Annotated in this window: 12 protein-coding genes and 1 tRNA gene; 7 read left to right on the top strand and 6 right to left on the bottom strand. The window is 41.3% G+C overall.

Features of this window, described 5'->3' with window-relative positions; genetic code table 11:
* The 6 genes from IPJ86_17635 to IPJ86_17660 form a co-directional block, all read right to left on the bottom strand.
* Window positions 1-1,437 (bottom strand): hypothetical protein, encoded by a 1,437-nt coding sequence (locus tag IPJ86_17635; protein ID MBK7889042.1) that lies wholly within the window; start codon window positions 1,435-1,437, stop codon window positions 1-3.
* Between the two features lie 147 nt (window positions 1,438-1,584).
* Window positions 1,585-2,070 (bottom strand): tetratricopeptide repeat protein, encoded by a 486-nt coding sequence (locus IPJ86_17640; protein ID MBK7889043.1) that lies wholly within the window; start codon window positions 2,068-2,070, stop codon window positions 1,585-1,587.
* Between the two features lie 325 nt (window positions 2,071-2,395).
* Window positions 2,396-4,660: a T9SS type A sorting domain-containing protein gene (locus tag IPJ86_17645; protein ID MBK7889044.1), complete on the bottom strand. Its 2,265-nt coding sequence runs from the start codon at window positions 4,658-4,660 to the stop codon at window positions 2,396-2,398.
* Between the two features lie 227 nt (window positions 4,661-4,887).
* Entirely contained in the window at window positions 4,888-6,021 is a 1,134-nt protein-coding gene (locus tag IPJ86_17650) for a T9SS type A sorting domain-containing protein (protein ID MBK7889045.1), read from the bottom strand.
* A gap of 108 nt (window positions 6,022-6,129) precedes the next feature.
* Entirely contained in the window at window positions 6,130-8,475 is a 2,346-nt protein-coding gene (locus IPJ86_17655) for an MMPL family transporter (protein ID MBK7889046.1), read from the bottom strand.
* Between the two features lie 1,104 nt (window positions 8,476-9,579).
* Window positions 9,580-9,771, bottom strand: coding sequence for a hypothetical protein (locus IPJ86_17660; GenBank protein MBK7889047.1), 192 nt, complete (start codon window positions 9,769-9,771; stop codon window positions 9,580-9,582).
* Between the two features lie 450 nt (window positions 9,772-10,221).
* Between IPJ86_17660 and IPJ86_17665 the strand changes: the two genes are divergently transcribed.
* The 7 genes from IPJ86_17665 to IPJ86_17695 all read left to right on the top strand — a co-directional run bounded on the left by IPJ86_17665 (window position 10,222) and on the right by IPJ86_17695 (window position 23,773).
* Window positions 10,222-10,524 (top strand): hypothetical protein, encoded by a 303-nt coding sequence (locus tag IPJ86_17665; GenBank protein ID MBK7889048.1) that lies wholly within the window; start codon window positions 10,222-10,224, stop codon window positions 10,522-10,524.
* Complete coding sequence (locus IPJ86_17670; GenBank protein ID MBK7889049.1) at window positions 10,524-11,927, top strand: hypothetical protein; 1,404 nt, start codon at window positions 10,524-10,526, stop codon at window positions 11,925-11,927. Before IPJ86_17665 ends, IPJ86_17670 begins: the two co-directional genes overlap by 1 nt.
* On the top strand, window positions 11,833-15,744 hold the full coding sequence (locus tag IPJ86_17675) for a PKD domain-containing protein (protein MBK7889050.1): 3,912 nt from the start codon (window positions 11,833-11,835) through the stop codon (window positions 15,742-15,744). Before IPJ86_17670 ends, IPJ86_17675 begins: the two co-directional genes overlap by 95 nt.
* 198 nt (window positions 15,745-15,942) lie before the next feature.
* Window positions 15,943-17,142, top strand: coding sequence for a glycine C-acetyltransferase (gene kbl / locus IPJ86_17680; protein MBK7889051.1), 1,200 nt, complete (start codon window positions 15,943-15,945; stop codon window positions 17,140-17,142).
* A 66-nt stretch (window positions 17,143-17,208) separates the two neighbouring features.
* A tRNA-Ile gene (locus IPJ86_17685) sits at window positions 17,209-17,282 on the top strand.
* A gap of 335 nt (window positions 17,283-17,617) precedes the next feature.
* On the top strand, window positions 17,618-22,912 hold the full coding sequence (locus tag IPJ86_17690; GenBank protein ID MBK7889052.1) for a hypothetical protein: 5,295 nt from the start codon (window positions 17,618-17,620) through the stop codon (window positions 22,910-22,912).
* A 15-nt stretch (window positions 22,913-22,927) separates the two neighbouring features.
* Window positions 22,928-23,773, top strand: coding sequence for a T9SS type A sorting domain-containing protein (locus IPJ86_17695; GenBank protein ID MBK7889053.1), 846 nt, complete (start codon window positions 22,928-22,930; stop codon window positions 23,771-23,773).
* Window positions 23,774-23,971: the final 198 nt, after the last annotated feature.

The raw sequence follows: 23,971 nt of genomic DNA on the forward strand, positions 1-23,971 counted from the left end.
TTAAGCAGCTAAAGGAAGGGATAAACTTATTTTGGTGCCCTTTTCCATGCTTTGAATGTCTATTGTTCCGTTTAATTCACGGGCCCTTTCCTGCATGTTTCTTAAACCATTGCCCGTGGAAGATGATTTTGTATCGAATCCTACACCATCATCACTAATAGTCAAGTTCATCATCTTTCCGTTTTTTCGGATATCCACTTGCACGAGTGTTGCCTGCGAATATTTAGCGCAATTATTGATGGCTTCTTTGAAAATGAGAAACATGTTTTGTTTCATCTCAATAGAGTAATGAATAGCATGGAGTGATTTGTCACTGGTGAAGTTCAGCTTAATTCCTTTGGATGAAAATAAAGAGAATGCGAACGTTTCCATTCGATTGAATATAACTTCACCACTATCATTTATCGGGTTAATGCTCCAGACAATGTCACTCAGATTGGAAATGGTTTCACGCGCATTTTCTCCGATTTTATTTACAAGATCCATTACTTTATCGGTTTCGTTATGCATCAGTTTGTTTTTAATGGCCTCACTGTAAATACTGATGCTGCTGAGCGTGCTTCCTACATCATCATGAAGGTCCGCGCTGATGGACTTACGCTGGCGTAATATGGCTTCTTTTTGCTCCAGTTGTTTTCTGAGTTTTAATCGGTTGAAGAACAGTAAGCCGATGAGGAGTAAGGCCAATGAGCCGGTGGTAGTAGCTCCTCTCAGTAATTTCTCTTTTGAAAGTTCATTGTTCTTCAGGTCCCGCTCTTTCTTTGATAATTGAAGTTGGTAGGCCTCTGATTTTGATTTCAACAGTTGTTTTTCAAGTTCTTGTTGTGTGCCGGAGAGTCGTAGTTCGGTAATTGCACTCGTGGTATTTAATAATTCTATTTCTTTCTGGTTTTTTTCATTACGCAATTTTGAAATGAGTAGGGCGGAGCGTTGCTCTCTTAAAATAATGTCTTGTAACTCATTTTCTTTGTTCAGCAAAGTGATTTTATTGTCTTTTTTATCAGTTTCATATTGGATTTTCAATGCTGCGATTTGCTTGTCGTTTTCTTCGTTTACCAGTTCAGATTGTGCCTTATAGGATAATTTAAGATAATTTAATGATTGTTCAGTATGAAAGAGTCTGGTAGATATAGAAAAACTAGTGTCGGCAGCCATGGTACTGTCTAAATCAGAAAGGTTGCTGTACACTTCCGGCAGATATCTTTTATTACCCATTTTCTGTAGAATAGCTAGGCTCTCGTTTAGCTTAATCCTGGATTCATTATATCTATTTTGTGCATTGTATAAAATACCTAGGTTGGCGTAGTCTACTGCTATGTTAATATTTTTTCCGGCTTCCAGTGACCGCTCTAAGCAAAGCAGATAAAGTTTTTCAGATTCTAAAAAGTAATTTTCAGCAACTGTATTGTTCTTATTAATCAGTGCGGTTACGCCCATTTTTTTTAAAAGATGCGCAAGCGTTCTCGAGTTGACAAAGTATCCACCCTTCTCTTTTTCTTGACTAAGGCTACGGTCATTTCCTTGTTTTTGGAAGTATTCATTGGACTTTTTAAAACTACCAGTGCAGAGTCTTCCTTTCCTATTTTATTGAATAGCATTCCTTTGTTGGAAAGAACAGAGGCCATTCCTCCAAAGTTGCTTTTTTGCATAATATACCTCAGCAAGGGAATAATAATTTAAAGCTTCATCTGTTTTATCCTGATTGGAAAACAGGTTTCCCAAATTCATATAAGTTTTAGCTATTCTTGAAGAGTCAGCTGTTTCCTCATACACTTTCAAAGCATTCAGTTGATACTTTACCGCTTCGGTATAATTTCCTTCATCTTTGTAGGTAAGACCGATATTTTCATTCATTGCTGCTATCGCTCTTTTTTTGTTGAGTGAAACAGTTAGTTCTAAACCATTGAAAAATAACTCCCTCGCTTTGGTATAATTTTCCAGATTATGATACAATATACCAAGTGAATAGTACATTTTAATTTGGCCGGATTTATAATTCAGCTTTTTTGCCAACTGTAAACCTAAATTACCACTTTTTAGCCCCAACGCTGTTTCTTCAGCTTTTATCATTTTTTCTAAGAAAAGTGACAGTGAATCAACCTTAGCAGAGTCGTTTTCCAGTCTGAGTATTCTTGCAAGGAATTCCTCATTGGATTTTTCATTTTGCGCCAGGATATTTTCTGAATAAATAAGCAGCAGGAGGAGAGAAGTTATGAAAGAATATGATTTATTAAGTTTAACAACCATAGGTTATTTCGGATTGTAATTTATTTGAACAGATTAGATTTGTTGGGTTGACTGAAATTATTATAGATAAACGATAGGGAATGTTTTTTGCTAATCTTCGATCATTGATTTTCTTTCTGTATCAAGATGAATTTAGTATTTAACGTGCTTAAAACATTTTTATTAATTTATTTACCTCTTCGATGTAGCCATCATTATAAAAAAAATGATAAATTCCATTTTCTAATTCAGACAGGTCTAGCGTAATGTTTTGCCCGGAAAATTCGTATTGAAAAGTTACTTCTCTTCCTGCATTGTCAACTATTCGAATAGTTGGAACCTCAGCTTGATTATTTTTTATACGAATATAAAAAACTCCTGTTGATGGGTTTGGGTAAATACTCAACTTGTTTTCATCATGGGTTTCTCCTTCTCTGCAAGGAACATTGATCGTAACATTCGAAGATTTTTTAACACATCCATTCGTGTTAGTAACATCCACCTTGTATTTACCTGCCGTTGTGGCCGTATAGTTGATACTTGAAGCTCCTGAAATTGGAAAACCATTTTTACGCCATTGGTATGTCAGTCCGGCACCACTGTTCGCCTGAAGCGTAACATTTCCGCCGGCACAAAAGGTAGTAGGTCCTAGCGCTGTGACTGTCGCCGGTGGCAGAGCGATAGCGCTTACCGTGACAGTATTTCCTGATTTAGTGCATCCGGTAATGGTATTGGTTACAATGAGTCGATATTTACCGCTTTGTTTTGCGAAATAGGTAGCAGAATAGGCTCCGCTAATGTTTAATCCATTTCGCAACCATTGGTAGGATCTGTTTGCGGCAGCCACACCATTTAGCTGAACACTGTCGCCGGTGCATATTGTCGTGGTGGATGTAGCCGATATGGACGCTGAGGGCAAAGGCTTCACCGTGATGGTTACTAAGTTGGAAGTATCATTGCCGCAGGCATTACTCTGTACACAAGCGTAAGTTCCGCCCATTGAAGTAAAATATGTAGAAGCATTTGCTCCACTTACTACATTGCCATTTCGAAGCCATTTGTAGGTATTGCCGGGAGTGGCGTTGGTGAGGAGTGAAATACTATCTCCTGAACAAATAAAAAGTGAGGAGGAGGTGATGACGGATACCGGCGCGGTGCAACTGCAAATGGTGTTCATGACACCACCCGAGGAAACTGCGGCGGGACCGTTGACCAATGTTAAATTTAATGGAAAAGTATTGTAATTTATAGTGTTTGATACTCCACCGGTTGTACTGCTTCCGGCTGAAGTGTAATTTCCACAGGTGTTGCCATTGTCATCCAACTTTACAAGATAAATTTCACCGGCATTTCCATAGGAGGTGGTTCCTCCCGCAATGATAAGACTGCCATCGTTGAGTTGCGCTGCTGTATTTCCTTCTTCAAAAGCATTTCCTCCCAAAATATCTGTCCAAAGTAAATTTCCACTACTATCTAATTTTGCCACATAAGCATCGGTAGTATTGTTCGCTTTATAGGTTGTTCCGGTAACAATATAGCTTTTATCAGCTAATTGGATGATGGAGTTTCCATAATCATCGTTTGGGGTGCCAATCGCCTTCGACCAAAGCAATATTCCGGAAAAATTTAGTTTTATAACATACATGTCGTTTCCGCCTGATCCGTAGGAGTTGGTCCATCCAATATACGCATAGCCGTTATCGTTAGTACGGATTATTTTAGATCCCGGTCCCGACATTTCCGCACCGGGTCCTCCGATGCTTCTGCTCCAGGCCACCGCTCCTGTACTATCTACTTTTGTGATGAGTAGATTTCCCCCTGATGCCGATGACATGCCGGCTAACACATAGGAAAGATCACTTGCCTGCACGAGGGAATATGCACCATCTGTGAAACCGTAATGGGCCGTATTCCATTCAATGGATCCGGAACTGTTAAGTTTGATCAGCAATCCCGGGTAGGAAAGTCCTCCCCCACTTCCTCTCGCTGCAATGGCATATCCTCCGTCGACCGTTTGAATGATCGAGTATCCCTGATCAAAGAGTCCGGAGTTTATTTTGTTACTCCATTGTAAATTACCTGAACCATTCAAATTTACGACATAAATACCAAATTCCCAGTAACCGGTCCTTCCGGTGATGATATATCCGTCATCGTTGGTTTGAATGATGTCTGAAGCCGCGTCATAACTCGGACCTCCAATAGTTTTCGTCCATTGTATAGTGCCGTTATTGTGCATTTTTACGACGTATACATCGCCCGAGTCTTGTCCATAGCTGTAGGTAGATCCTGCCAGGACAAATCCGCCATCCGATGTTTTTACCATGGCACGAGCCGATTCTGAACCTGCTCCACCAACCCTCTCCTGAAAAAATTGTTGCGCATGTGCCGTAGTTAAAAATAAAAGGAGGAAAAGAGTGAGTAGAAGTTTCATGGCAATTAAATTAGGTTTAGATGCGTGAGTTGGCGTCATCTGATTTAAGATTTACCGGACTTGATGAGATGGATAAAGTAAATATCTGAAACAATTCTGAATTCACCAAAGGAAAGTTAAGGAAGATGCAGAACTAAGAAAACAGGACGGGTGAAACCACTAAATATATGGGTTAAGGTAAGGTGACTCTACATTACAGCCCTGGTTAATTCCTCACCAAAAAGTGGTTAATGAGCCAGCAATAACTTTTGATGGAAAGTAGCTTTTCCTGTTCTAAGTTGTACCTGATAAATACCGTTTTGCAAATCGGAGGTGTTCAATTGAATGCTGTAAAATCCTTTCGGTAGAGCCGAATCTTCATCAATTGTTTTTACAAGTTTCCCGGTCAGGTCAAAAATACGTAAGGAGATATTTTCAGGTGTCAGTTTTTCAAATTGCAGTACTGTTGTTTCCTGAGCAGGATTTGGAAAGAGTGAGAAGTTTGAAAGTGCATCGGGTTCAACCAGCGCCGTTGTACTCAGGCTTGAAATGGTAATATCAGCAGTGTTCAATACTTTTCTGTCAAATTTATTTGCACCATGATTCGCCACGATAGCCACAATTTTTAAGCGATTAACATTGTAGGTGGTTGGAATCGTAATGGGGTTTGAAGTCGAATAGGGAAAGTTGATTACCGGGACCGATGCAATGACAGCGGGCGTTCCCCAGGTACCTCCTGCCAAAGGAGTTCTTTGAACATAACGATGTGGGTATTGGCTGATATAGGTTGTGCCGGCGTTATACTGTCCGGGATAATATAGATTGGCGAAATTGGCATCGTAACATTTCTGATCCCAGCCCGGACCACTTCCTATCACACTGTCTTCAACAAGATAAATGGAAATCCTTCTGTCAGCAGCCGGCAGGGTTTGAAAAAAGGTTGCTGTTGTGGTGATACTCAGTTGTCGTGAAGATGCATTGTAACTGCCCGAAATGTCGATACCTACATCAGGTACATTTCCGGCAACGCGCTGTGCAATGGTGTCAAAACAATTCACCGGCATGTAGGGGACAGTATCTACACCGGCATAAACATCGCGGTCAATCATGATTGCAGGCGCAAAACCAAAGGTGCTGGGTTGAAAGTAGGAGGCGAAGGTAGTAGCGGAGACATTGGTCATAGAATCTACACCAAAACCGGCATGATGCGTCATGAAAACTGAATTAGAGGTGTTGTTTTCATAATACACCTGAATATCGTGCGACTTGGGTGGACAAAATCCGCAAAGATTGGTGGTAAATTCCTCCAACAGGACTTTTTTTACCTGTGCAGAAGCGGGTAAACTCAAGATGAACAGGAAGTACAATAGAAATGTTTTCATTTTCATTTTTTGGGTAAGTCAAAAATAGCAATAAATCCTCTATTTAAGAAATCAAACCCATTATTTCCTCTTGACCTGATGGTATTCCTCTGACATCGTTTCTTCCCTTCATTCTTCCATTTCTATTAAAGGCGTAGAGAGGATTTCTTTTTTACTGACATATTTATCAATGGAAAGAAGTATAGCCGGAAGTAAAATCAAATTTGTACAAGTGGATACCAATAGGGTGATCGAAATTAAAATGCCCAGGGCCACTGTCCCGCCAAAACCTGATGCAGCAAAAATGGCAAAACCACAAAAGAGAATGATAGCTGTGTAAATCATACTAATGCCGGTCTCTTTGATAGTGATCGATATGGCTTCCGAAATACTTCGTTTATGCTTTTTCAACTCGTGCCGGTATTTGGCCAAGAAATAAACTGTTCCGTCAGAGGAAATACCAAATGCAATACTGAAAATTAAAATGGTAGAAGGCTTAAAACGAATGCCGAGATATCCCATGATACCCGCCGTTATCACCAAAGGAATCAAAACCGGTAGTTTGGAAAGAAGAATGATCCGGAAGGAACGAAAGAGTGCAAATCCGACAATGGTAATGAGTAGTATTTCAATAATTAAGCTTTCAAAAAGATTTTTCAGCAAATAATCATTGCCTTTTAAAAACATCAAACTATGCCCTGTGAATTTTACGTTAAATTGTTCCGGATGGAAGATAGAATCTACACGCGGTTTTATTTCGTTTAAAATTTCTTTAATTCTTACCGAACCTACATCAGCCATCTGCAAGCTTACGCGTGTGAATTGTTTTGAGGTGTCAATAAAGTTGGCCAGTTTGTTCTCCTGGCCGGCTTCGGTTGAAAAATAGTTGTTTAATATTTTCAAGTCGGCTGCTCCGGGTAAAACATAATACTTAGGATTTCCATCATGATAAGATTGATATGAAAATTTGACACCTTCCACTATGGAGAGTGGTCTTGAAAATTCAGGATAATTCAGAAATATTTTTTGAAGTCGGTTTATTTTATAGAGCGTGTTTCCGTTGTTGGCAAAAATACCATTTGGAGATTTGGTGTCTATAAATATTTCAAAGGGTAAAACCCCATGGAAGTGCTGTTCAAAAAATATCAGACCGGTATGTATAGGGTCTTTTTCAGGCATGTCATCTACTACAAAACCCTCTATGTTGATCTTACTCATTCCAACCAGACCAAGTATAGAAAGAAAGATAATGCAGATATAAATGGCATTGCGGTGATGATGGACAAGATAATCAATTTTAATCAGCAATTTGTTGATGCGTTTGCCATCCAGATGTTTAAGGTTGTTGGAGCTTGGAACCGGCAGAAAGCTAAAAATGATCGGAATTAAAATTAGTGTAATGACATAGGTGATCATGATGTTAATCGCTGCGATCACTCCAAATTCAACGAGTAAGGAGCTGTTTGTGAAATAAAGCACCCCAAATCCTATAGCCGTGGTAATGTTGGCAAGAAACAGCGTCACACCAACAGTCTCTATGGTTCGCGTCAAAGCTTTTATTTTATTCCTGTGGATTGAAAATTCACTATGGTATTTGTTTATAAGAAAGACGCAGTTCGGGATGCCGATAACCATGATCAACGGAGCTATTAGTCCCGTGAGCATGGTTATCTTATAATCGAAAATATGAATACATCCCAATGACCAACCTACACCAATCAAAACGACTATTACAGAGAAAAAAACAGAAGTTAATGAACGGAAGAAGGCCCATAAGATGCCCGCCATGACCAGAATGGCAAGAATTAAAAATAAAGACATTTCCTGCGAGACCTTTTGCATTAAAGCGGTGCGGATATAGGGCATGCCGGAGTAATGCAATTGTATATGATGTTTAGAAGCAAAGGCGTCGGCTTTTTCTGTGACCTGTTTTACTATTTCAATGCGATGCCTGGTGTTCAGATCTTTATTGGTAAAAGTGATCGCCATTAAAGTACTTCCGGTGGTTTTATTGTAAACTAACCCATCATAAAACGGAAGGGTCAGGATGCGGTCTTTTAAGGCTTCTAACTCATCTTGATTTTGAAGGGGCTGTAGAATAAGCGGAGTAAATTGGAATTTCGTCAAACTGTCATTGCGAATTAAAGTGTACAAATTCCCAATGGACAGCACTTCTTTTACTCCATATAACTTTTTGATTTCGGAACCCAGGATATGCCAGTCGTTGAACTTGTTTAATTGAAAAAGATCCTTGTCCTGAAATCCTATGACCATGATACTGCCATCTTCTCCAAACATTTCCTTGAACCGGTAATATTCAATATAGGTGCTGTCGGTATCGGGCAATACATTTGCAAATTGATAAGACATTTGGATCTTACTCGCAAAGTAGATCATTGCTGATGAAACTACCCCTAGTACTATCAGAAAGGCGATTCGATTACGAATTATTTTACGGGCAAGAAATTCCCACATGTTTTTTGATTTAATCGATGTTTTTTTTCATTTCTTCTTTTACCTGTTTCATTGTATTCTTCCCAACGAAAGTAGACAAAAAACCTGTTTCACTTTGTTTCATTTAAGAGAGGGGTACATCTTGTTTTTGAGACATAAGATGCACCCCTTTATTGACTGGAATTAACCTAAAAAGAGTTTTAATGCGATCATGAATAGGATGACAGTTCCAATGATAGTGATTATAAATCCAATACCACCCTTGCTGTCTGTTTTGTTTTCTGAGTTAAAATCTGTATTTTCCATCGTTTGTTTATAATTTTACTAATAGATTTTCTTATGATACGTAAATACCGGACAGGACGTACTGTATCCAATACATCAGATGCCATGTAAGAAAGAAGAAATCAAATTAATAAACTACGATAATGAATATAATAGGGAGATGTTTTAATCCCATTCGCACGATATGAAAAGAATTGGGAATAACTAAATCTCGAATAAAGTGTAGGTATAAATTGCGCACCTGTAAAATGATTCTTTTTACAACACTTTAATTGTTGGAGGGTAGGGTTATTGTTTTCATTAACTTTTAGTGAAAGTTGTTTGATCCCCGGATAGTTAGAAAAAGTATAATTATTATTAATAACTGATAGTTCAGAAATATCTCCAATGCATTCGTTTTGTTTTTCATGAAAAGGAATGGTGTTGCATTGGCCTTTCGAAGGCAACAATGCAAACAGCGAAAAGAGGAATAGAACAAATGTTATTTGACGGATCATTCAGTGCAAAAGTAATGGTTTTATTGGAATTGATTTTTATTTGTTCTTGGATAGGGTAATAGTGTCCTGTTTAATGAGTGCAAAGCCATTAGTTCTTTGAAAAAGGAAAGCCAATGTTTTTTAAAGAGTTTAGTGTTTATAAATATTGCCTTGCATTGCTATTTAGTGTTTTATAGGGCGGTTTTTCAATGGTTTTCGATTTAGTTAAAAATCATGTCTGCAAAAACTTGTGGTTTTGTTTTACGAATAAAGATTGCACGAAATTAATTACTCCATTTTCCATATCGGGGCTAATTAATTTCCCCAAACTTTTTTCGGTTTTAATCTCTATCCTGTTGATGTGTTAATAGTTTTTGAATTGAGGTTTATCAAAATCCAGACTTGAGCCCGGACCGTTAGGGGGTGGAGGTGGAACAGGGAGTTCAGGATTTGCAGGAGTTTTAGGGGGTGTTGCGGGCACAGGATGCTCAGGTGGAGAAGGAGCAGTACCGGGTTCGGGTTTAAGAGGTCGTTCAGGAATAGGTTGTTGTGACATGCTCGTTTGTTATTTCTCAAAGATACAAAGGATTCGTAAGGATTCATTGTTCAAACTTAAAGTTCAACATTTGTCTAATGAGTTACCCGGAGAAGATCCTGTTTATGTATAAATACAATCCTTGCTTTTTCCGGAAGTGATTTTTTCATCTGTAACCGCCTGCTGATACTTGAAAATATGGACAGCAAGAATAATTGTTTTACATGTGGTATGAATTGAAACTGAAAAAGGATTGATATTCAGAGATATGAAGTCCGGAAGATGTTAGCAAATTTATTACCTCCAATTTTACTAAACACTTGTAACTTAAGGTAAATACAACTAATTTGCGGAATATTTAGAGCCTTGTATCCTATAATTTATAAATATTTAATACCGTTTAATCTTATTTGATCATTCGAACCTGCGCAAGAGCAATTCAATCTGATAAATCGCCTAACCCAATTGTATATGAAAAAAAAATTACACATCATCTCCCTTTGCTTTTTTGTATTATGTCTCCTGAATATTCCCCGTTCTCTGGGCCAGGAATCCATTCCAACAGTACCTTCCAGACAAACTGTTGCAAAGGAAATTGAACGCGAAAGAGCACTCGCACGTGAAAAACGTGGCGACAAGAGAACAAAATTTGAGAGAAAAAGAGATGGAGCGTTGCAAGCTATTCAGCGCGACGTGATGATGATGAAAGATCCTGCTCTGGGAATTGTTCCCGGCGAACGAATTCTTGTTGCTAAAAATACAAAGATCAATTGATGCAATCTTCTGCCAATCTGGGACCGCTTACAGGAGTCTCGTGGGATGAGCAAGGCCCAAATAATCAGGGCGGTCGTACACGTGCTTTGATGGTTGATCCGAATGATGTGAGCGGAAATACTGTTTTTGCAGGAAGTGTAAGCGGAGGTTTATGGAAGACGACCAACATCAATGCAGCATCTCCGGTATGGACGCCTGTGAATGATCTTCTCAGTAACCTGGCTGTTATTTCTATTGCTTATGATCCGACCAACACACAAGTCATGTATTTCTGTACAGGAGAAGGCTATAACAATATTGATAATGTCAGAGGACTTGGTGTTTTTAAAAGCACGAATGGGGGAGTGACCTGGACACAGATTGCATCCACCAATAATGCAACATTTTATTACTGTCAAAAAGTGGTAGTGAATAGTGCGGGGGTGGTTTTTGTTGCCACTTCTTCCGGTGGATTGCAACGTTCGGCTAATGGTGGAACCACCTGGACAAAGGTACTGGGATCGGGTCTTTTAATAACAGGTGCTTCGAGTAATTTTTGCTATGATGTTGAAATTGCCGCTGACGGTGATGTGTATAGTTCCTTAGACGGTTCTGTACATAAATCCACGAATGCAGGAGTTACTTTTGGTGCTGCTCAAACAATTGGAGTAGCCGGAAACAGAATTGAGTTAGCTTGTGCACCCAATGATTCGAATTATTTGTATGCTGTTGTTGAAGCTGGTGGTGTTGTTGCCGGCATTACCCGAACAATTAACGGTGGAACTTCATGGACAGTTAGAACTGAACCGGCCGATGTTGATCCCGATATTCTTGCTGCTGATTTTTCCAGAGGGCAAGCATGGTATGATTTAACTGTTGCAGTTGATCCAAATAACAAGGAAAGAGTATTCGTTGGTGGTATCGATCTTTTTGTGAGTACAGATGGTGCCGGAACATGGTCTCAGGTGAGTCATTGGTATGGAGGGTTTTCACTTCAAAATGTACATGCTGATCAGCACAATATTGTTTTTCAAAATGGAAGTTCCAGTATTGCTTATTTTGTGAATGATGGTGGAGTTTATCGTAGTACCAATGCGAATGTTGCTGTTCCCACTATTGTTGATAAATCATCCAGTTATCGTACTGCTCAGTTTTACGCCTGTGCCATGCATCCTACAGCCTTAACACCTTATTATCTCGCAGGTTCTCAGGATAACGGAACACATAAATTTGTAGCTTCAGGAATACAGGCCACCACACAAGCAACAGGTGGAGACGGTGCTTTTTGTCATATCGATCAGAATCAACCGCAGTTTCAATTTACACAATATGTCTATAACGATTATTATCGTTCTAGTGATGGAGGAAATACGGACCAACGTAGTCACCGCCGGTGGTTCATTTATCAATCCTTCCGACTATGATGATGCAAATAATAAAATGTATGCAGCCAGTACAACTAATCAATTTGTCAGATGGGATGATCCACAAACAGGAGGTACATTTGTTACCGTTGCCGCTGCTGCATTGAATGGATGGGTTTCCGCAGTGAAAGTATCTCCAAACACGGCGAACAAAGTTTTCTTTGGAAGTGATAATGGTCGTGTGGTACGGGTAGAAAATGCCCATACCGGTGCACCAACTATTACTAATATCAGTACCGGACTACCTGCAGGCGCTTATGTTTCTTGTGTAGAAGTGGAAACCGGAAACGATAATCACTTATTGGTTACGTTTTCCAGTTATGGTGTGAACAGTGTTTGGGAAAGTACCAATGGTGGTACCAGCTGGACGTCTGTAGAAGGGAATTTGCCGGATATGCCCATTCGTTGGGCACTCTTTAACCCAAACAATAATGATCAGGTACTTTTAGCTACTGAATTGGGTGTATGGAGTACGGATAATCTAAATGCCGGTGCAACAGTATGGGGTGCTACCAATTCCGGTCTGGCTAATGTCAGAGTAGATATGTTGCAATTGCGCCAAAGTGATAAGTATGTTATAGCTGCAACACATGGAAGAGGATTATATGCATCTGATTTATTTACTGCCGCTACAGCTAACTTTCATTCAGATATTCAATTGTCTTACATTAATAAATCCATTCAATTTATCAGTGATAGTTATCAGGCCACTACATGGTCATGGAATTTTGGTGATGGAACTCCTGCATCTGCTCTTGAAAATCCAACGCATAGTTATGCTGTTGCCGGTAAATATAATGTTACACTTACCATCAATGGCGGCGCTTCGGTATTAACAAAAAATTTATACATTCATATTCTTCCTAACAGAGGAACTCCATATGTTGTCGCTTCAGATGGCGGTACATTTGAAATTAATCCGAACGATTTTGGTGCGCAATCCATCAGCGGAAATGTGAACAAATGGGAGAGGGGAGTGCCGGCAAATGCATTGGTCACGGTGAACTCTCCGGTGAATGTTTGGAAAACTGATTTAGATGCGGATGTTACAGAAGGTGATTATGCATGCGCTTTGCAAACTCCATCTTATAACATGACAGCAGCCGGAACCTATACCCTGCGATTCAGAAGAAGCATGGAAGTGATTTTTTGTAATGCACCCATTGCAGTTCAACTTCAATATTCAACAGATAGAGGAGCCTCGTGGACCCGATTAGGAGTAGATGCAGATGCCAATGCTACGAATTGGTATAACAGAGGGCCATCATCAGGTTGTCCGATTGATGCAGGTATTTTTGCTGATCAATACGGATGGACAACAACTTCAAATAATACGTTGTGTACTTATAATTTAACAACCGGTGTTCCTGCACTGGTGGGTCAGGGAGAAGTGACTTTCCGTTTTGTGTTGTCTGTTAAACCCGGATACGGTGCAAGTTCTTATTTAGCAGATGGATTTATGGTGGATGACTTCGAAATTCTTGGACCTGTAAATAGTCCTTTCGGTGGTGGCGTAGCAAATATTATTACTTCTGGCACACTCACTCCATTTTCTGCATGTTCCGGGACAGCTTCTGCGCAACAATCCTTTACGGTTTCCGGATCAGGACTTACTACCAATTTAATAGTAACACCACCCACAGGATTTGAGGTTTCCTTAACTTCAGGCAGTGGATTCGCGAGTTCGTTGTCGCTCACACCGTCATCAGGAAATGTAAGCACTACTACCATTTTTGTGAGAATGGCATCAACTGCAGTGGGAACTCCTTCAGGAAACATAGTTTGTTCAACAACAGGAGCTACTCAAAATGTATTTGCCAGCGGTACGGTGAATGCTTTGCCGACACCATCTATAACTGGTAGTTTAACATTTTGCACCGGCGGTTCTACCACGTTGAATGCAGGTTCGTTTTCAAGTTACCTTTGGTCGACAGGCGCAAATACTCAAACTATTGTGGTGAATACAGCAAATACGTTTACTGTAACTGTCACCAATGGGAATGGATGTACCGGATCTGCAAGTGCAACAACTTCAATCACACCTATTACTCCACCAACAATTACTTCATCCGAAAACTTGGTGTTAATGTCCCAGGATTTTGAATCAGGCGCCTTACCTCCCGGATGGACAGCTACGGGATTATGGCATATAACCAATGCATGTGTTACCGGAGCTCCGCCTAATCCCACCCGTTGGGCCTATTATGGAATTGATGGTTCCTGCACATTTAATAATGGTGGTACTCATTCAGGAAATCTGACTTCAAATACAGTCGCTATTCCTGCTGCTGCAACTTCAGCAACATTAAGTTTTAAATATGCTTATAACGGAGAAGGAGGGGCCTATCCATCGGGATATGATAATTCTGCTTTGCTGATCAGTGTGAATGGAGCTGCCTTTACACCCATTTTTAATTTGAGTACCACAGGATCCGGCGGTAATTGGCTGAATGCATCTGTAAATCTGGCACCTTATGCCGGAAGTACAATTGCATTGCAATGGAATTTTAATACGGTCGATGCTATTGGTAATAGTTTTCTGGGATTGCAATTAGACAGTATTTCCATTAAAGCAAACAATGGTTTCACATTTTGTAGTGGGGGATCCGTCAGTCTTAATGCTGCTGCAGGGTACAGTAGTTATATCTGGTCAACAGGTGCTAACACATCCGGAATTTCAGTAGCAACTGCAGGAAATTATACTGTCACTGTTACTTCAGGCTCCTGCACTTCAAGTGCGACAGCAATAGTTACCGTTAACCCCAATCCGACTCCGGCGATCACTGGGAACATTGCACAGTTGTTATTTTATGAGAATTTTGAATCGGGTAGTTTGCCTTCCGGATGGTCTGTAACCGGCCTCTGGCACGTAACCAATGCCTGCGTCTCCGGTACTCCGCCAAATCCGAATTATTGGGCGTATTATGGACAAGATGGAACTTGCAACTTTAATACAGGTGTAACGAATTCAGGAAATATGTATTCTCCTCCTATTGTTGTTCCTTCCAATGCTGCCGATGTTAAACTGCGATTCAGATATGCTTATGCCGGTGAAGCAGGTATCCCTCCCGGTGGATGGGATTGGGCAAGCGCTAATATTAGTGTGAATGGCGGACCGTATACATTATTAGGCTATTTAAGTAATACAGGGTCAAATGGAAGCTGGCTTGCAGCGCAATATAACCTGAGTAGTTATGCCGGAGATACTATAGTGATAAATTGGAATTATAATTCGGTAGATGCCGTTGCAAACAATTTCCTCGGCATGCAAATCGATAGTATTGCTGTGGTTTCCAATTCAAGTGTTAATTTTTGTAGTGGAAGTAATGTGGTCTTGAGCGCGGGATCCGGTTCGGGAAATTTCCTGTGGTCAACAGGTGCAACAACGGCTACAATTGCTGTAACTGCTCCGGGGAATTATTCAGTGACCGAAACCAGCATCAATGGATGTTCCGGAACTGCTGCCACGAATTCGCTGATGTACATTTGTCCGCTTCAACTTAATTTAAAAGCGTTTATTGAAGGATATTATATAGGAGGAGGTTTGATGCAGGCTGTTGTAAATCCTTCCCTTTATCCCACTTTAGTAGATACAATTACCGTTGAACTGAGAAACAGTATCGCACCATATGCACTGGAGAAAAGCATTAAAGGAACGTTGAATACTTCCGGAAACGGACAGTTTATCTTCCCCGGGAATTTACTTTCACGACAATATTACATCGTGGTGAAAACCCGTAATACAATTGAAATCTGGAGTAAGCTTCCTGTGTTGATGGATATTCCCGTCGAAATGTTTGACTTTACCGCACCATAGTAAATCAGATTGTATGTCGTAAAAAGGCTGTTACTGTATTAAGGTACAGCCTTTTTACATTAAAGTAAACAGGAGTAGTTGAGAATAATTGTCAGGCCAATAATGTTGGTTTGTAATTTATTTTCACTCCGGAATTCAAAGAGGGATGCGAAAACGGAAAGGGTTTAATTTGTTAACTTTGCCTGTAAATTGACCACTATGTACACTACCCTTCAACCCGTACTCGCTAAAGAACTTCAGGAAATTAAGGATGCAGGACTTTATAAGCAGGAAAGAATAATCACTACTGCCCAGGGAGCCGACATTAATGCCAATGGATTAGAAGTCATCAATTTTTGCGCGAATAACTATCTCGGACTTTCTTCTCATCCTAAAGTGATAGAAGCCGCCAAACACGCCATCGATACGCATGGATTCGGCATGAGCAGTGTGCGTTTCATTTGCGGTACGCAGGATATTCACAAAGAATTGGAATCGAAGATCTCTTCCTTTCTTGGAACAGAAGATACCATCCTCTATGCCGCGGCCTTCGATGCCAATGGAGGGGTATTTGAGCCGTTGCTGAATGAGCAGGATGCGATTATTTCCGATGAGTTGAACCATGCTTCTATCATTGATGGTATCCGTCTCTGCAAAGCACAGCGTCATCGCTATAAGCATAACAATATGGAAGATCTGGAGGAGCAGCTTAAAGCAACCCAGCACCTTCGTCACCGAATGATTGTTTCGGATGGTGTTTTTTCCATGGATGGAACGATTGCGCAACTGGATAAAATTTGTGATCTGGCCGATAAATACAAAGCACTGGTCATGATCGACGAATGTCATGCTTCCGGTTTCATGGGCAAAACAGGCCGCGGAACGCATGAGCATACCGGTGTGATGGGACGTGTGGATATCATCACCGGAACCCTCGGTAAGGCACTGGGTGGGGCAATGGGTGGATTTACCTCCGGCAGAAAGGAAATTGTGGAGATGCTTCGTCAACGCTCCCGGCCGTATTTGTTCTCCAATTCTCTGGCTCCGGCTATCGTTGGAGCTTCTATTGCCGTCATTGATATGCTGACTCAAACCACGGCTTTGCGCGATAAACTCTGGGAAAATACCCAATATTTCCGCGAGCAAATCACCCTTGCCGGTTTCGATATTAAGCCCGGAACACACCCCATTGTACCCATCATGCTGTACGAAGCGAAGCTAGCTCAGGATTTCGCAGCCCGGTTATTACAGGAAGGAATTTATGTCATAGGGTTCTTCTATCCCGTTGTGGCTAAAGGGAATGCACGCATACGGGTCCAGCTGAGCGCCGCCCACGACCGCCATCATATCGATAAAGCCATCACCGCTTTTACCAAAGTAGGAAAAGAATTAGGTGTTTTGAAGACTGTTTCAGCATAAGTAGTATTTTTGTGCTCCTTAAAAAAAGGACAGGTCATTCATATTTATATGAAAAAACCTGTTTCCGGGCCTATAGCTCAGTTGGTTAGAGCGCCGGACTCATAATCCGTCGGTCGTAGGTTCAAGTCCTACTGGGCCCACCCCAGAAGTAGAAAAGCCAGGAATTATTTCTTGGCTTTTTGTTTTTTCTTCGGATGGGGGATTGTTCTTAACTTAAATTCACTTTGGCTTTACACTTCTGGGCTGTGCTAAAGAAGTAGAGAGGCAGGAGATATCTTCTGCCTCAATGCTTTTAGGGGTGTTTCTAATTTTGATACGCCAGTTATTTTTAGTGCCTCACACTTCCGGGCTGTGCTAAAGAAGTAGAAGAGTCAGGGATTATTTCCTGGCTTTTTGTTTTTTCTTCGGATGGGGATTGTTCTTAACTTAAATTCACTTTGGCTTTACACTTCCGGGCTGAGTTTATAGAGAAGGTTTGCAAAGCAAGCAGCAAGCAGCAAGCAGCAAGCAGCCGGAAGCCGGTAGCTGGCAGCCGGTAGCCAGCAGCATGAAACAAAACTCCATTTTTCCATATCTTCGACTTTCCAAAATAAATCTCTTTATGAATTATTTACGTCAGTTAATCTTAGTGCCGATCCTGCTTCTATTGAATTATTCTTCATTTGCTCAATGGACGCCTCTTACAACAGGTACTAATGATAATATATCCTGTGTAAGGTATGCCTCTACCGGTCAAGTATGGGCCGGAACATGGAATGGTGTGCTCCGCTCCTCTAACAGTGGTGCTGCATTTAATTTTGTTTCCGGACTCAATGCCACACTCGGAAATTCCCAGATCATTGGCAGCTTTGATGATCTCTATGTGACCGGTCCTTCAAGCGCAGTGGGTATCGGATTCTTTTATCTCGGCAACGACCTAATTGTCTTCGGAACATCCAATAATGGCACTTCATGGAGTCATAATTACTATTCTAATTCGGGTAGTTTATTGCGCTATTTGGAGGCATTTGATTTCAGTAGCAGTGGAAATGGGGTTGCCGTAGGGGATGTTGGACGGGTTTTACGCTCCTCCAATAGTGGAACTTCATGGATAACCTCTACTACAGGAATTACCAATACACTTTACGATGTGTCGTGGGTGAATGGGAGCAATTGGGTGATGGTGTCCGGCAGCAATATTTATCGGTCTGTAAATGATGGAGCGAACTGGACTTCAGTGCTGAGTGGTTCGGGTAATTTTGAGAATGTGTCTTTCGCTCATGGTACCAATACAGGATACGCGGGTGGTTCGAATGAACTGAAAAAATCTACCGATGGTGGTCTTACATGGGCTACAGTCAATATCCCTCCAATGAGTATTCGCTGTGTGTATACCGTGAGTCCCGATACCGTTTACCTGGGTACTTATGATGCGCTTTATCGATCCATCAGCGGTGGCTTGTATTGGGAGCGTTTTGATTTGCCGGACTTTCAGCGTATCAATGATATTAATTTCTACGATGCCAATAATGGTATGGTGGCCGGGGATAGCGGATATGTGGCAGTGACTGCTAACGGTGGCGGTGTACCGATACCTGCTGCACATTTTGATCTGCTCAGCTTTGCTGCTTGTCAGGGGGATGTTATTGTACCTGTTAATTACGGCGATCCTTCATGGACCTATCAATGGCTGTTAAATGGAACTGTCGTCAGTACGCAGTTTTCTCCGTCGATTACGCTCAATACAAGTGGTTCCAATTCCTTAGAACTAATTGCAACCAACAACAGCGTTTCCGATACCTTTTCTTTGGGGGTGAATGTGACCCCCATACCTGTAGTTACTCCATTTACAGTCATCAATGATACCATCTGTCAAAACGGACAAGGGCGTTTTCGCATTCCCAACAGTCAGATTTTTGTGAATTACGCGCTGTTTGATGGTAATACCTTTGTGACTTCTACGGGTGGTAACGGAGATACCATCTCACTAGCTACCACTACCAATCAGTCCGTTGTGAAACCTTATCGTATCCGCGCCATCTACACCAACTCCTGCGGATCAGATACGCTGGAAGTAATAGATTCTTTATGGATTGCGACACCGAATGTCAATGTTTCGGCTAGCCTTTACCGTGATACGATCTGCACAGGGGACACCACTTCGATGTTGATTTATAACTCAGAGCCCGGTTGGGATTATTATTGTTCTAATGCTCCATTTACCAAAGTAGATGGTACAGGTGGAACTATCATTATCCCGGTTGGTCCTGTTACCTCCGGTGTTACTATTACCGTAACTGCAAGATATAAAGCACTTAATTGCCTTAAAACGCTACCCGGTTCATTCCCGATCACTTACCGTGCAACTTCTGTTGCTGTCCCCGGAACATTACAAGCCGGCGTGGGACAACCTCTGAGTGTGAGTGCAACCTCTTCCGGTTTCAATGCATGGGATTGGGATTTTGGTCCGAACGCAAATCCATTAACTGCTACCGGATTGATTCCGGTAAATCCTGTTTTTTCTGTGGCCGGGATTGATACCATTACCCTCCTTGCGCGACTGGATTATACGTGCAGTAAAATCATTCGCAAGCCGGTTTATATTTACGGACCTCTGCCTGGCTCCAGCACTGTTTCGTGTGATGTGGATACGTTCATCGGCACCATTCCTACAAGTACCTACAAATATTGTTTGGATGATTTTAATAATTTGCATGCTGTTGGCTTCAATGCACAGTCGTCTAATTTTGCCTTTATCCCATACGTTTTACGTCTCGATTCAAATGGAATCAGGAAGCATTTAACCACCTTTAATTCATTGGGAAATAACCCCGGTGCTCAGGGATTAATCAATGGTATTACTTCGGATCGGATGGCCAGTACTTACTTTGCAACGCATTATGTGGCTCAGGCACGATTTGATGTATTGGGTAATTACATTCGTAACAAAAACGCGATTGTTAAATTGAACGACAAAGGTGAATTTAAATGGGCCATAGAAGCTCCACTGGCCGATTTTTCGGATATGATCACCATCGACAATCGCATTTTTGCCGTTGGTATAAATGCATGGAAAGGATGCGAATTTCAAACGCCTGATGGTCTCTATCGCTACGTGCCTTCCATCAACAATAAAGGAGAAGCTTTTATCATGGAGATGAATGAAGACGGAAAAATACTTAACCTAAATGCTTTTGGAACTGTTGGTTCAAGTAGTTCTAATTATCCGGCTAAGTTCAAGGTGAAATACCCATTGGTGAATCAATTTTTTGATTACGATACCTTGCGTCAGAATCTCATGGCTCGTAAATCTCCCTCAGGTGATTTGCTCCTCGGAGGATTATTAGATGCGTCTACGATTGGATCATCCATTTATTTTAAGAATCAACCACTCTCAAATTCTTTACCGATAGGAACAGGTTTAGAAAAATGCCTTTTCATTAGCCGATATAATTTGAACACCGGATTTACAGATGCGGTAACACTGATGAGTGGTCAGCCTGAGTTTATCACCGACTTCAAGGAAACTTCGAATGGGCATTTTGTATTTGTAGGTCGCGCAAAAAATAAATTGATTACCAGCAATGGCACGCTTACTTTCCCGGTTACGAACAGCGAATACCAATTTGCAGCTTCCTTTACTGCTGCCGGTGTACTCAATTGGATCGTTTATGCAGATGCAATGAAGTTTAATGGCGTGGGTGTAAATAGTGATGGCTCTGTGAGCGTACTCGCGGCAATGTCATCCAATTTTTTAATTGTGGATGGCCAAAACAATCCTTTTAATGTTTCTCCTACGCCTACTATTGGATCTTATTTATTGCGTTTCGGCTTAAATGGAGAATTGTTAGGTGCGGATCGTACTTCTAATTTTACAGGAGTTACCTTGCAGCAAGATGCATGTGGTAATCATCAGGTGTTTCATTCTACAGGCACCCCAACACAATTTAGAGCGGTGAGAACTATTCACACCAACAACGGAAGTTGTGGAAGCAATTGTTATGAAGCGTATGATCCTAATCTGTTGGATGTAGAGATGGATTCTGTAATACTCAGTGATATCACTACTTCCGGTCCGGCTGTACGCAATATTCGAATGAAAGTGAAAAGTAAATCTGTAGTTCCGGTTACTGCTATGGAATTAAAGTATCGCATCAATAACGATCCCGTGCAAACTATTACCTGGAATGGGAATATGATCACCGGCGACACGCTTTCTTTTTTTGTGAATGGATATAACTTTAATAGAACCTATAATCGAATGAAGGTTTGGGTGCATCATGTCAATAGTATCTCCGATAATTTTCAGGAAAATGATACCATCATAAAAAGTCAAATTATTTGTACAGCACCACTGGCAGGAACCTACTCAGCCGGATGTGATACCTGTTATTTTGATAACATACAAGCCTCGGCGACAACTCTAAAAACGTGCGGCGTATCTGGTCCGGTTAAAATTGCTATAGAGCCGGGATCTTATCTGGAACAGATCCGGATCGATTCTATTCCCTTTGCCAGCGATATCGACTCTGTTGTATGGACATCCCGTACCGGCAATACAGAGGATGTAGTTGTTTCGTTTAATACAGATTACAGTTATTACCGTACATTGTTCCAGCTTGCAAACGCTTCTTATTGCAGTTTTGAGTACATGACTTTGAATAACCATTTGCCCAGAGCATATGATGCCATGCAAAATGATGCCGGTTCGAGGTCTGTATTTTACCTGCTGGTATCACACGACATTAACGTGCGCTATTGTAAATTGAACGGTGTTGAGTCAACAGGTTTAGCTATCGGAGCGTCCAATTTGTTTTATAGCTATCAGGGGTATAATCTGCGCATTCAAGACAACCAATTCAGGAATGGAGGTATGGCCGTTAGTGTGGGAGGAAATATTCCACGGGTCCGGAACATCGTTATTACAAACAATGAAGCGAAACAAACAAACGGATTTCAGTTGGTGAAGACGGATAGCCTGATCATCGATGGGAATCGAATTGAAGCCATTGGCGATGACGTGAAATCGTGGATACAGATCAACCAGTGTGATTCATTCCGGATCACCAACAATAGTGTTACGTCGGAAGTTTGGGGAGATGAGGTGCTGAATGTCTATTGCGATTGTCCTCCCGCCAATCATTGCCTGATCGCTAATAATATTTTCTCGTCTGCTCCCTTTTGGCTGCCGGTAGCGGGAGCATATATTAATGGAACTAACGTAGATGTCATTAATAATAGCTTTGGGCACGGTATTCAGATTTTTACCAATGGAGGGTTTAATTTCGTGAATAACCTGGTGCGTTCAAATGGTAGCTTCGCTATCGAAATAAGCTCACCGACTTTTTTCAATTCGTTCAATTATAACAGGTATCAATCAGTGGGTTCACCGATCAATTTTAAGAACAACGGCAGTGACTATACGCTGTCCGGCTGGAGAACGGTTACCGGTTTTGATGCTCAGTCAGACTCTGTTTCTGCAGAATACACGACTCTTACGGATATGCACCTCCGAAATTCCATCACCATGCCGGGAACTTCCTGGCCGGGAATCACGACCGATATTGACGGTGATGCACGGGGAGCTAATCCCACCATCGGTGCTGATGAGTATAGTTTCAATCCGCTTATTGGAGAAGTATGGCCCGGTGATTGTGACAGCACTAAAAATGTGGATAATTTCGACCTCCTGCCGATCGGACTTTATTATAACCGTTTTAGCACATCACGTCCGAACGATCCTTCCACCACATGGGTGGCCCAGCCTTCACTTTTATGGAATGATTTGTAATCGAACGGTAGCAACATGCACCACGCAGATGCCAACGGCGACGGATGGATTGATCAGGACGACACTACAGTAGTGATCTCCAACTACGGACAGTCCCATCCGTTAGCCAATCCTGATCCACAGAGACCGGCCGCCGGTCCGGACCTCGCTGTAGTTCCTGTTGGGTCGGTCTTTGCAGCCGGGGATACCGTTCATCTGAAAGTGATGGCCGGAAACAATGTTCTTCCGGTGGATTTGCTTTCTGCGATTGGCTTTAAAGTAGGTGTGCCGCCCGGGTTGATTGTTCCCGGTTCTTATGAAGTTACCACTGTGAACAACTGGCTCTGTCCTGATAGTAACTGCATCATGTATCATCGTGCGGATGAAACAAATGGAATTGCAGCTGTGAGCCTTGCGCGATTGGATGGAGATCAGGTGTCTGCTTATGGAGAATTAGCTGATATCAGTTTTGTAGTGAATGCCGCTTATACCGGAAGTCCAACGGTCACTATCAGTTTGAATGACTACAGAGCCTTCGATCCGGAGGTAACACCAATTTCACTTTCACCGATAGACGGAATTATTCAGGTGACCAATACTTCAGCAGAAGAAATAGCTGCCTTTGATGGTTTGAAACTTTATCCGAATCCTACAGGAGGAGAAGTGAATTTGCTTTTTAACTATAGAGGGCAACCAAATGAAGGAGTTCAAATAGAGGTGTTGGATATTGCCGGACGGGTGGTTAAATCATTCAATGCTGTCCAACTTCGAAACGGGGTACAGCAAATTCAATTGGATTGCAGTGACCTGATCAATGGTATGTATTTTATTTCAATTCAATCGATGAACGAATGGGTTACGTTGAAGTTGGTAAAAAACTAAGAAGTGCCAATAGGATGCAGATGGTTGTGTTTAGATATACAGGTGTAATTTTCTTTTTAATATAAAGGATTTATTTTGTACTATTGTTAGTTGAATTGATTATTAGTAATTGCTATTCGCAGTTAATGCTATAAGGATGGAAACCTATAAAGGCTTATTTAGAATATTGCTAATGGTACATTTGTGTTGGATAAATTC

The organism is Bacteroidota bacterium, from assembly GCA_016713925.1.
Classification (GTDB): Bacteria; Bacteroidota; Bacteroidia; order AKYH767-A; family OLB10; genus JAJTFW01.

Coding starts and splice junctions, on each gene's coding strand:
- IPJ86_17670 (MBK7889049.1), top strand. CDS start 10,524: ATGCAATCTTCTGCCAATCTGGGACCGCTTACAGGAGTCTCGTGGGAT.
- IPJ86_17665 (MBK7889048.1), top strand. CDS start 10,222: ATGAAAAAAAAATTACACATCATCTCCCTTTGCTTTTTTGTATTATGT.
- kbl (MBK7889051.1), top strand. CDS start 15,943: ATGTACACTACCCTTCAACCCGTACTCGCTAAAGAACTTCAGGAAATT.
- IPJ86_17660 (MBK7889047.1), bottom strand. CDS start 9,771: ATGTCACAACAACCTATTCCTGAACGACCTCTTAAACCCGAACCCGGT.
- IPJ86_17650 (MBK7889045.1), bottom strand. CDS start 6,021: ATGAAAACATTTCTATTGTACTTCCTGTTCATCTTGAGTTTACCCGCT.
- IPJ86_17640 (MBK7889043.1), bottom strand. CDS start 2,070: ATGATAAAAGCTGAAGAAACAGCGTTGGGGCTAAAAAGTGGTAATTTA.
- IPJ86_17675 (MBK7889050.1), top strand. CDS start 11,833: ATGTCTATAACGATTATTATCGTTCTAGTGATGGAGGAAATACGGACC.
- IPJ86_17645 (MBK7889044.1), bottom strand. CDS start 4,660: ATGAAACTTCTACTCACTCTTTTCCTCCTTTTATTTTTAACTACGGCA.
- IPJ86_17635 (MBK7889042.1), bottom strand. CDS start 1,437: ATGGGCGTAACCGCACTGATTAATAAGAACAATACAGTTGCTGAAAAT.
- IPJ86_17695 (MBK7889053.1), top strand. CDS start 22,928: ATGCACCACGCAGATGCCAACGGCGACGGATGGATTGATCAGGACGAC.
- IPJ86_17655 (MBK7889046.1), bottom strand. CDS start 8,475: ATGTGGGAATTTCTTGCCCGTAAAATAATTCGTAATCGAATCGCCTTT.